This is a genomic window from Chitinophaga silvisoli, from assembly GCF_003412465.1.
Taxonomy (GTDB): Bacteria; Bacteroidota; Bacteroidia; order Chitinophagales; family Chitinophagaceae; genus Chitinophaga; species Chitinophaga silvisoli.
Genome location: NZ_QTJV01000009.1, coordinates 369,457 through 380,972, shown reverse-complemented (window position 1 = coordinate 380,972; position 11,516 = coordinate 369,457). Strand labels below are relative to the sequence as shown.

Here is an 11,516-nt window from a genome sequence, read left to right as displayed (position 1 = left end):
TGCCTTTCAAGCCCCAACGCTTCTGACAGATGCAGGAGTGTTGGGGCTTGTTCTTTACCCCACTTAAATATCCTTTTTGCTTTTTTTGGCAGATGTTAATATCTTCAAATAAATTTGCGGAATCCTTAAACGCTCTTATGGGACAAAGTGCTACACTATTTCTCGTGGACAGGAACGAATTTTCCAAAATTGGAGACAATCCTGAATATCCGGTGGCCAACATCGCCGCTGAAAAAACAACTTTTGAGAAATCCTTCGAGGGTTTACTATTTCTGATTACCAAGGGTAGCAGACCAGAAGATATTTCCATTGTAAGACAGATCTTTTACCCGGAGGCTTATATAGGAGAGGAGATCGACTTCGAAAACATCGATATCGATACGCTTCCTGATGATTTTGATTTTGACAAGCAACCTTTGTATTTCAATGATCCGGCTACCGTATCAGAGATAGCAGATCTGCTGTCATCCATCGAACCGGGAAACATTATTGCATTGTTTGACCATACAGAGCTGAATGAGCATGACATTGAACCCGGCCAGGTATGGACTGACGATGAAAGAGAAGGTGCGACCTTCAATGCGCAGCATATGGCTACAGAACTGCTGGCGCTGAAAGCTATCTATGAAAAAGCGAAAGAGCAGGGTGCTTATATCGTTAGCCTTGTAGACTAAAAAAAGCCCCTGCCATGCAGCAGGAGCTTTTCATCAGATTTTAGAATGGGGCACAATATGTTATTCCCTGTCCCAGAAAGCAGGCGGCTCAATTCCGAGTGAACGCAGGTATACATACCCTTGTCCGCGATGGTGTATTTCATTGTCAACTACATACAATACCAGCAGGTACACTGGCATTTCCCACTGTCCAAAGGCTAACACAACGTCGTTAAATCTCTCAGCAGAAATCTTTGGCCACAGGGTGTCAATGATTTCAGTTTGCTCATCCCAAAGGTCAAGGAGATCCTGCTTTGTAGCGGGCGCTTCTTCATGCTTGAATTGTTCCCATTTCTCCGTGATAATGCCTGTCAGGGTTGGTACCGCCATGCCAATAAATTCCATTGCCAGTTCAGCAAATGGGCGCATGCCACCCACCGAATAACTAAAGATTTTATCCTCAGGGAAGGTATTGATCATCTTGCGTGTCAGGTTACGGTGCAATTGCCAGTGTTTCAGCAATTGAGCCGGGGTCATAAACGTGTCTGTTGCCAGGGTGGTGGATGTTTCTTTCATGTTAGGTTTGTTTTGTTATAACAAAGTAAGAATGGCCAGGTGACAACAGTATGTCAGTAGCCCCGGAATTATTTTTCCTCCCCCATGAGAATGGCCCATGGTTGCAGGGAATCTACTTTTTCACTGATAATACGGATAATGGCAGCCAGGGGTATAAACAGGAACATGCCCGGAATACCCCAAACCAGTTTGCCGGTCAGCACGGCAATGATGGTAATCAATGGATTGAGCTTTACATTGCCGCCTACCACACGGGGCAGAATGACATTTGCATCCAGGAAATGTGCTACTATGAAAACAATACCTACTGTCATTGCCTGTGAAGGCTCTCCATTGGCAAAAGTGATGAACATACTGATGGTCATAGCAGTATAGATACCCAGATAGGGTATTACGTTCAACAGTGCAGCCATTACACTGATCAGCAGGGCATATTTAATACCCAGGATGGCCAGTGTGGACACCAATAAGAGAATCAGTATAAACATTTCCGTGAGGAGTCCTATAATGTACCTGTTGATCATCTTGCGGGCACTGGCCAGTACTTCTTCCACCTTTGGCATTTCTTCCTGCGGAAAGAGGGCTGTAACAAAGCGCTTGAACAGGCGGCGGTGATACAGCATGAAGAAGGTAAAGATGAGGAAGAAGATGGTGAGAATGAATACTTCAGCTACGCCAATGAAAGTGGCACCCAGTGAACTCATGGCTGTAGACTGCAGACCACTGGTCGATTTTCTGAGGTAGTCAGTTTGCTGCTGGTAATCGATATGATAAGTATTGAGCAGCCATTGTCTCACATCAACCAGACTTTCCGAAAAACGTTTTTGCAGTTCGGGCAGATTATGGGTAAAGTTCACCACCTGGTGACTCAATACATCTATAAAAGAACCTATCAGGATTACGAAAAGCATGACTGAAATAGCGGCGGAGAGGCCACGGTGCAGGCCCCACCGTTCCAGTTGTCTGCACACAGGGAGTAAAGCAAAGGAAATAAGCAGGGCAAAAAACAGGGGAATAATGACTGTTTTTCCAAAATGCATCAGTAGCAGCGTCAGGATAAGCGCATGTAAGATCAGGGCCAGGCGGGCATAGAAGGCCAGTTTAACGCTTTTCATAATATTAACTTTTGGAATATAGTGAACATAATGAATGCCAAAGTATGCCGCACCGCAGTCTCCTTATTTCATAAAGGGATTTACTGTTAATGTAACAGTAATGAATGGGAAAGGTTTAAAAAAAATAAAGCCACCCTTAAAAGAGCAGCTGTCTGATATCCCTATACCTATGAAATAATAATTTTAGTACAGCGAATTTACAACTCAGACATTTTTTATCAGTTAATGCCATGTTAAAGAACGCGGAAACTTTATAAACGGTAAATAAGGTAAGGGGATGGTTTAAGTCTAGTTGTTTTGTAGAGTAATTGCAATATCTTACCTTTGCAGCCACAACTAAATCATACCTGTGATAAGAAAATCAATAGCCAGCCTGCAACAGGAAGCTGCCCAGAGTGGCAGCAATACTTTAAAACGTAGTCTGGGAGGGCTCAACCTCATTGCCATCGGTATTGGCGTTATCATTGGTGCAGGGCTTTTTTCCCTCACCGGTATTGCTGCGGCGAACAACACGGGGCCGGCAGTTATTCTCTCCTTCATCTTAGCGGCAGTGGGTTGTGCATTCAGCGCGCTCTGCTATGCCGAAATGGCCAGCATGGTACCTGTAGCCGGCAGTGCTTACACCTATGCTTATGCTACGCTCGGAGAGCTATGGGCATGGATTATTGGCTGGGACCTGGTGCTGGAATATTCTGTAGGTGCCTCTACTGTAGCCATCAGCTGGTCGCGTTATCTTGTTAAGTTTCTCAGTACATATAATATTCATATTCCGCCTCAACTGGTGGCTTCACCATTTGAAAAAATAAAACTGGCCGATCATAGTATCGTTCATGGATTTATTAATCTGCCTGCGGTATTGATTATAGTAGCGATTACTTCTATTATTATACGCGGTACCAAAAGTTCAGCCCTGTTCAACGCCATCGTAGTGGCCCTGAAAGTAGGTGTGGTACTGGTATTCATTGCACTGGGCTGGAAGTATATTCAGCCGGAAAATTACAAACCATTTATTCCTGCGAACACGGGTGAATTTGGTTCCTTTGGCTGGAGTGGAATCCTGAGAGGAGCAGGTGTGGTATTCTTTGTATTTATTGGTTTCGATATTGTAGCCACGATGGCGCAGGAAACCCGCAATCCAAAGAAGAATATGCCAATCGGCATTTTAGGTTCACTCATCGTATGTACGATTCTCTTTGTATTGTTTGGGTATGTGATGACAGGAATGGCGCATTATACAGAGTTCAAAGACAACCCTGCACCGGTAGCAGTAGCGATTGCACATACGCCTTATAAGAATCTTTTCCTGGCGGTGATCGGGGCGATCCTCGTAGGGTATACTTCCGTGATCCTGGTCGATCTCCTCGGGCAATCCAGGGTATTCTATTCCATGAGTAAAGATGGTTTATTGCCACCTGTATTTTCCCAGCTGCACAAGCGTTTTGCCACACCATTCAAATCCAATATTGTCCTCTGTATCTTCATCAGTCTTTTCGCAGGCCTGGTACCTATTTCAGTAGTAGGAGAGATGTGCAGCATTGGTACATTGCTGGCATTTGTGATGGTATGCTTAGGCATCCTGATCCTGCGAAAAAAGCAACCGGATATTCCCCGTGCTTTCAAAACCCCATGGGTACCGGTAGTACCTATACTGGGCATTATTACCTGCCTGGTCATGATGTTTTCCCTGCCCCTGGACACCTGGATCCGTCTTATCGTATGGCTGCTCTTAGGTTTTATCGTATACTTTGGATATGGTAAAAAGAATAGTAAATTAGGGGCTTATGCTACTACTCAAAAGAACGAACAGTGATGATCCTGTCTTCCAGGAACTGATTATAGCCCTTGACAAAGATCTGTGGTTAAGGTATCCTGAGATCCAGCAGGATTATGAAGTCCTCGATAAAGTTAAAAACATACCTACCGTTGTAGTGGCATATGTCGATGCCCTGCCGGTAGGTTGTGCCTGTTTTCGACCTTTTGATGACCATACAATAGAAGTAAAGCGCATGTTCGTACACCCTTCTCACCGGGGCCAGGGCATTGCTTATGCTATACTGAAAGAACTGGAAACCTGGGCGGTCTCCCAGGGTTTTACACGAGCCGTATTGGAAACCGGCATTCGTCAGCCGGAAGCCATTGCCCTCTATCAAAAGTCCGGGTATACCTTTATGGACAACTACCCTCCCTACGAGCAGATGGAGAACAGTGTATGCCTGCAGAAACCCTTGCTGTAGGCCTGTTACCTTTTATCCTTTATTTAATGGCAACAGTGTTTCATTTATTATCTTTAAGTGTAAACAACAATCTGAATCGCCATTTTATATGAAAAAATTACTGCTTGCTTTTTCAGCCTGCTGCATGGCCTTCGCGTCACATGCCCAGGAAAATGCACTATGGCTACGTTATCCCGCTATCTCCCCTGATGGAAAGACCATTGCATTCGGGTATAAAGGAGATATTTACAAAGTAGATGTAAATGGGGGCATTGCCGTACCACTCACCATCCACGAAGCACACGACATGATGCCGGTATGGAGTCACGACGGTAAGCAAATTGCTTTTGCCAGTGACCGTAACGGGAACTTCGATGTCTATGTAATACCGGCTACAGGTGGCAACCCTGTACGCCTCACTTACAACAGTGCGCCTGATTATCCTTACGATTTTACACCTGACAACAAACAGGTCTTATTTGGCAGCCCACGCAATGCACCTGCATCGGATATCCGCTTTAGTGTAAGGCTGTTCAACAACCTCTATACGGTACCCGTTACAGGTGGCCGGTCAATATTGGTAAGTTCAGCAGGGGCAGACAATGCCCACTATTCTGCCAAAGGAGACCTGATCGTATTCCAGGACAGGAAAGGATATGAAGACCCTTTGCGTAAACACCATACCAGCAGCGTAACCCGGGATATCTGGGTGTACGATGTAAAGAATAAATCTTATCAGCAACTTTCTACTTATGAAGGGGAGGACAGGGAACCAGTACTGGGCGCTAATGACCAGCTGTATTACCTGAGTGAGAAGGGAGGCATTTCACAAAACCTGTTCAAAGCTTCTTTGACCACCAGGGGCGAAATGAAACAGCTTACTCATTTTGACAAGCATCCTGTACGTCATCTGTCTATCGCAAATAATAATACCCTTTGCTTCTCTTATAATGGTGAAATCTACACTTACCAGGAAGGTAAGGAGCCTAAGAAACTCGCTATCCAGGTACTGAATGATGGCCGTGCAGCAGTGGTAAAACACCTGCCTGTAAGTGGCAACATCACCCAGTTCAGAATGAGCCCGGATGGTAAGCAGATGGCCTTCATTGCAAGAGGTGAAGTATTTGTAAGCAGCGTGGAAAACAATATGACCCGCCGCATTACGAATACGCCTACACAGGAACGTGGACTGAGCTGGTCACCTGATGGCAAGACCCTCGTGTATGGTGCAGAGCGTGATGGTAACTGGAACCTGTATAAAGCAACGCTGGAAAGACCGGAAGAGAATTACTTCTTCAATGCGACCCTGGTAAAAGAAGAACCCCTGGTAGCGACTGCTGCGGTAGAATTCCAGCCTGTATTTTCTCCTGATGGAAAAGAAATCGCTTATGTGGAAGACCGGAATATCCTGAAGGTATATAACCTGGCTGCCAAAAAGAGCCGCACTATCCTGCCTAAAGGCCGTAACCACTCTTATTCTGATGAGGACTGGGAATTTGCCTGGAGTCCTGATGGTAAATATATTGTGACGGAAGATCAGCAGGGTTATTTTGATGTAAGCAATGCTGCCATCATCCCTGCCGATGGCAATGGCAAAACAGTTTTCCCTGTGATGAGCGGATTTGGGGAAGAGAGCAGTAAGTTCTCCCCGGATGGCAAGATGCTCCTGTACCTGAGTAACGCTGCAGGCCGCCGTTCACTGGCGAAACAAGGCAGCAAGGAAAAAGATATTTACGCGGTATTCCTGGATCAGGCGGCTTACGATCGTTTCAAATTATCTAAGGATGAATTCAACCTGCTGAAAGATGATACGGCAGCTACCAAAAAAGATACCTCTTCCAAATCGCCTTTCAAGCCAGACTTCGAAAACCTCGAGAACAGGAAAGTAAGGCTTACAATCAACAGTGCCAGCATTGGTGATTATGTATTGAGCAAGGATGCCAGCAAACTGTATTACATGGCTTCTTTCGAGAAAGGCTATGACCTGTGGGTAACAGAGCCACGTACCGGGGAAACGAAGATCCTGGCCAAGCTGGGTGGTTCTTCAGGCGATATCGTATTGAGCAAGGATGGCAATACGCTCTTTGTAAGCAACAAAGGTAGTGTAGTAAAAGTGGATGCTGGTTCCGGCAAAATTACCCCTGTCAGCATCAGTACTGAGTTCAACTGGAACCCTGCTGCAGAAAGAGCTTATATCTATGAACATGCATGGAAAGAAGTAAAAGATAAATTTTACGATCCTAAACTGCATAATGTAGACTGGGAAATGTACGCAAAGAACTATGCGCGTTTCCTGCCACATATCAGTGATAACTACGACTTCCAGGAGATCCTGAGTGAACTGCTGGGAGAACTGAATGCATCTCATACAGGTGGCCGCTATTATCCTTCTGCACCGGAGGGAGATGCTACTGCTTCGCTGGGATTGCTGTATGATGAAACCTTCACCGGCAATGGTCTGAAAGTAGATGAAGTACTGGTGGGTGGTCCTTCAGACAAGGCGAAGAGTAAGATCAGGAAAGGTGTAATCATCGAAAAGATTGATGGGGAAAGCGTGACCCCTGATGCGGACTGGGCGATCTTACTGAACCGTAAGACAGGAGATAATGTATTGTTAAGCGTATATGACCCTGCTACGCAACAGCGTTGGGATGAAACCGTTATACCATTTACCAGCGGTGAAGAAAATCCATTGATGTACAAGCGCTGGGTGACCCGCATGCAGAAAATGGTAGATAAACTGAGTGATGGCAAAGTTGGTTATGTGCATGTGGAGGCGATGAATGATGCCAGTTACCGTTCTGTATACGATGCAGTTATGGGCCGGAACAGGGGTAAACAGGCACTGATCGTGGATACCCGTTTCAATGGAGGCGGATGGTTGCACAATGACCTGAATACTTTCCTGAGTGGTAAGGCGTACCTGCAATTTGCACCACAAATGGAAAAGGTAGAAGGTGCTGAGCCGGCGGACAGATGGACACGCCCCAGCTGTGTGATTATGAGTGAAGGTAACTACAGTGATGCCTTCATCTTCCCATACATCTACAAACAGAATGGCCTGGGCAAGCTGATAGGTATGCCGGTAGCCGGTACAGGTACTGCGGTATGGTGGGAAAGACAGATTGATCAGTCTATCATCTTTGGTATTCCAATGATCGCTACGATTGGTAAAGAAGGCCGTCCTACCGAGAACCTGCAGGTAGAGCCTGATATCAGGGTGCCATTGAGATATGAGGAAGAGATGAGTGGCAGGGATGCCCAGCTGGAAGCGGCTGTGAAGGAAATGCTGCAGGAAATTAAATAGTCGTCGTTTTTTTATTTAAGTATTATGGGGCCGGGCTTATACCTGGTCCCATTTTTTATTTGTATCTTAAGCGCACTTCAGGGATTTGGGAACATTCTTTTTACATCTAAAAAAGGTAGTGTTCTGTTATGTCGTCTTCACAATCGTTAAAAAAAGTGATCAGGCCCATTCATTTATGGGCTATTGGTGTTGGTCTTGTCATATCCGGGGAGTACTTCGGATGGAATTATGGCTGGGGAGTAGCCGGTACTATTGGTTTTCTGATCGCTACGCTGGTCATTACCCTGCTGTATATTACGTTTATTTTCAGTTTTACGGAGCTGACTACCTCCATCCCGCAGGCTGGCGGGCCGTTTACTTATACGCACAGGGCTATGGGTCCGATCGGGGGCCTGATAGCGGGCTATGCTACGGCAGTAGAGTTCCTGCTCGCTACGCCGGCTATTGCACTGGCGCTGGGTAATTACCTGCACTTTTTACATCCGTCCCTGCCGGTATTGGGCAGCGGGCTGGCTTTCTATATCATTTTGACGGTTGTGAACCTCCTGGGTATCAAGGAATCAGCCTTGTTTTCATTGATCATTACCTTACTTGCAGTAGTGGAATTATTAATATACCTGGGCATAGTAGGTCCATCTTTTAAAACAGCCAATTTTCTGCATGATTCAATGCCTTTTGGCTGGAGTGGCGTCTTCAATGCATTGCCTTTTGCAATCTGGTTATATGTATGTATAGAAGGGATTGCGATGGTTGCGGAAGAAGTGAAGGATCCGCACCGCAATATTCCGAAAGGCTATATTTCGGCCATCCTTACATTGATGTTGCTGGCGATAGCGGTGATGGTGTTCACTGGTGGGATCACGGACTGGAAATCCCTTTCGGCCATAGATTATCCTTTGCCGGAGGCAATTGGGGTGGTCTTAGGGAAGCAGAATGGGATCACGAAGCTTTTTGCGGGAATTGGTTTGTTCGGGCTGATTGCTTCATTTAACGGGATCATTATCAGTTATTCCAGGCAGTTGTTTGCATTGGGTAGGGCAGGATATTTACCGGGCTTCATGTCCACCTTAAGTCCACGTAGGAGAGTGCCTGTCACCGCTTTGATAGTAGGTGGCCTTTTGGGGGTGCTGGCCTTATATATGGGCAAGACGGATCAGTTGGTGATCCTGTCAGTGATGGGGGCGATTGTGATGTATATCCTGAGTATGACCAGTTTATTTATTCTGAGAGATAAGGAGCCGGGCCTTGAACGGCCTTATAAAGCGCCTTTTTACCCCTGGTTTCCGGGAATCGCCTTGTTCCTTTCGGTGGTTTCACTCATTGCCATTATTTATACGTATCCAATGTTAAGTTTAATCTTTTTCGGAGGATTGGGGATAGCATTGGGTATATTTATAGGGATGGGCAGGCATAAGCATTCGGCGGTTATAAACCTGGTTTCATGAGTTATCGGCATACATTTCAGCATAGAACTTACGAGTTTCGTGATCTGCGTACCTTATTGGCGAGGGCGACACCTTTCCGTTCCGGAGATGCGCTGGCAGGGCTATGTGCGGATAGTGCGGAGGAGAGGGTGGCTGCGCAGATGGCACTGGCTGATGTGCCATTGAAGACTTTCCTGCAGGAGCTGGTGATTCCTTATGAGCAGGATGAGATCTCACGATTAATCATTGATACGCATGATGTGCATGCATTTGCCCCAGTGAGTCATTTTACGGTGGGGCAGTTTCGCGACTGGCTGCTGAGTGATCAGGCAGATACGTTAACCTTACAGCAATTAGCCCCCGGTATAAGCCCGGAAATGGTGGCTGCTGTTTCGAAGTTAATGCGGAACCAGGACCTGATCAGTGTAGCGAAGAAGTGTGAGGTGGTGACCAGGTTTAGAAATACAATTGGTTTGAAAGGGCATCTTTCAGTGCGCCTGCAGCCTAATCATAATACGGATGATCCCAAAGGGATTGCAGCCAGTATTGTAGATGGATTATTATATGGAAGTGGGGATGCCGTGATAGGTATTAATCCGGCTACAGATAGTCCGCAGGCAACGATCACCCTGTTAAAAATGCTGGATCAGTTGCGGGAGCAATTTGAGATTCCGACGCAATCCTGTGTGCTTTGTCATGTGACGACGGCATTGCAGATCATGCAAAGTGCGCCGGTAGATCTGGTGTTTCAGTCCATAGGCGGAACGGAGCAGACAAATAGCAGTTTCGGGATCAATCTATCTTTATTGCAGGAGGCATATGAGGCTGGTTTATCGCTGCAGCGTGGTACAGTAGGGAATAACCTGATGTACTTTGAAACAGGGCAGGGGAGTGCATTGTCTGCAAATGCTCATGGCGGCGTAGATCAGCAAACATGTGAAGTGAGGGCCTATGCCGTGGCGCGTAAATTTTCACCTTTGCTGGTGAATACAGTGGTGGGGTTTATCGGGCCTGAATATTTGTTTGATGGCAAGCAGATCATCCGGGCGGCATTGGAAGATCATTTTTGCGGGAAGCTTCTGGGCTTGCCGATGGGCGTGGATATTTGTTATACAAATCATGCAGAGGCGGACCAGGATGATATGGATAACCTGTTGACATTACTGGGTGTAGCGGGTGTGAATTTTATAATGGGCGTGCCTGGTGCGGATGATATTATGTTGAATTATCAGTCTACTTCTTTTCATGATGCATTATATGCAAGGAAGGTGTTGGGATTAAAGCCTTCGCCTGAGTTTGATCAGTGGTTGCAGCGGCAGGGGATTATGAACCAGGAAGGGGGATTATTGCCGGTAGGCAACACACATCACTTATTAAAATACGTATGAGTCAGGAGCTGATACAACAGGATCCCTGGGCATCGCTGAAGGCTTTTACAACGGCGAGGATTGCATTGGGCAGAACAGGGACCGCCATTCCATTGCGGGAGGTATTGAATTTCAGGTTGGCGCATGCACATGCGCGGGATGCGGTGTATTCTGCCCTGGCAGTGAACGCATTGCAGGAGCAACTGCATTCCTTTTATTTGCCGGTCTTATTGTTGCACAGTAAGGCCGCAGATCGCTATGAGTATTTGCAGCGGCCTGATAAGGGGAGGCAACTGGATGCAGAGAGCATTACAGCATTGAGGGCTGCTGACGAAGCATTTTTGCAAAAAGATGTGGTTATTATACTGGCAGATGGGCTTTCTGCTACAGCCATGAATGTGCATACACAGCCATTGCTGGAGGTGTTGATTCCTTTGTTGAAAGGGGCGGGGCTTTCCTTAGCCCCAATTTGTATGGTGCAACAGGGAAGGGTGGCGAGTGGCGATGAAGTAGGCGACATCCTGCAGGCGAAGGTGACTTTGATGCTGATAGGAGAGCGGCCGGGATTGAGTGCGGCGGATAGTATGGGGGCGTATATTACATATGGAGCGAAGCCCGGTACAACAGATGAGGCGAGGAATTGTATTTCGAATATCAGGCAGGAAGGGCTGCAATATGAGGCGGCGGGCCGGAAGATCTTGTATCTGATACAGGAGGCACTGAGGTTGCGGTTGACGGGAGTGGGGTTGAAGGATAATGCGGGATTGTTGGAGTGAATGATTGTTGCAGAAATTTTATTTAAGAAAGGTAGATTTTCCTGCTGCCGCAGGCCAGTTCACAATAGTTGAAATTCTTTTTAGC

General features: G+C 46.4%; 9 protein-coding genes. 7 read left to right on the top strand and 2 right to left on the bottom strand.

Translation table 11 applies throughout. The features are described from left to right. The first annotated feature begins 137 nt into the window (after positions 1 to 137). The gene (locus DXN04_RS23360; RefSeq protein ID WP_158569121.1) at positions 138 to 674 is read left to right on the top strand and encodes a DUF1877 family protein; all 537 of its coding nucleotides are present in this window, start codon (positions 138 to 140) and stop codon (positions 672 to 674) included. A 60-nt stretch (positions 675 to 734) separates the two neighbouring features. Here the strand turns inward: DXN04_RS23360 and DXN04_RS23355 are convergent, their stop codons facing one another. Further along, the gene (locus tag DXN04_RS23355; RefSeq protein ID WP_116855813.1) at positions 735 to 1,229 is read right to left on the bottom strand and encodes a DinB family protein; all 495 of its coding nucleotides are present in this window, start codon (positions 1,227 to 1,229) and stop codon (positions 735 to 737) included. Between the two features lie 68 nt (positions 1,230 to 1,297). Then, positions 1,298 to 2,344, bottom strand: coding sequence for an AI-2E family transporter (locus DXN04_RS23350; RefSeq protein WP_116855812.1), 1,047 nt, complete (start codon positions 2,342 to 2,344; stop codon positions 1,298 to 1,300). A 349-nt stretch (positions 2,345 to 2,693) separates the two neighbouring features. On the opposite strand from DXN04_RS23350, the gene DXN04_RS23345 reads away from it, so the two are divergent. The 6 genes from DXN04_RS23345 to eutC all read left to right on the top strand — a co-directional run bounded on the left by DXN04_RS23345 (position 2,694) and on the right by eutC (position 11,431). Beyond that, the gene (locus DXN04_RS23345; protein ID WP_116855811.1) at positions 2,694 to 4,154 is read left to right on the top strand and encodes an amino acid permease; all 1,461 of its coding nucleotides are present in this window, start codon (positions 2,694 to 2,696) and stop codon (positions 4,152 to 4,154) included. Further along, positions 4,126 to 4,578 carry a GNAT family N-acetyltransferase gene (locus tag DXN04_RS23340; RefSeq protein ID WP_116855810.1) on the top strand — a complete coding sequence of 151 codons (453 nt, stop codon included), beginning with the start codon at positions 4,126 to 4,128 and terminating at the stop codon, positions 4,576 to 4,578. The genes DXN04_RS23345 and DXN04_RS23340 overlap by 29 nt, the downstream gene beginning before the upstream one ends. An 88-nt stretch (positions 4,579 to 4,666) precedes the next feature. Continuing rightward, positions 4,667 to 7,864, top strand: a complete 3,198-nt coding sequence (locus DXN04_RS23335; protein WP_116855809.1) for a S41 family peptidase — start codon at positions 4,667 to 4,669, stop codon at positions 7,862 to 7,864. Positions 7,865 to 7,992: 128 nt separating this feature from the next. After that, positions 7,993 to 9,309 (top strand): ethanolamine permease, encoded by a 1,317-nt coding sequence (gene eat, locus DXN04_RS23330; RefSeq protein WP_116855808.1) that lies wholly within the window; start codon positions 7,993 to 7,995, stop codon positions 9,307 to 9,309. Beyond that, the gene (locus DXN04_RS23325; RefSeq protein WP_116855807.1) at positions 9,306 to 10,676 is read left to right on the top strand and encodes an ethanolamine ammonia-lyase subunit EutB; all 1,371 of its coding nucleotides are present in this window, start codon (positions 9,306 to 9,308) and stop codon (positions 10,674 to 10,676) included. Before eat ends, DXN04_RS23325 begins: the two co-directional genes overlap by 4 nt. Further along, positions 10,673 to 11,431 carry an ethanolamine ammonia-lyase subunit EutC gene (gene eutC / locus DXN04_RS23320; protein WP_116855806.1) on the top strand — a complete coding sequence of 253 codons (759 nt, stop codon included), beginning with the start codon at positions 10,673 to 10,675 and terminating at the stop codon, positions 11,429 to 11,431. Before DXN04_RS23325 ends, eutC begins: the two co-directional genes overlap by 4 nt. Positions 11,432 to 11,516: the final 85 nt, after the last annotated feature.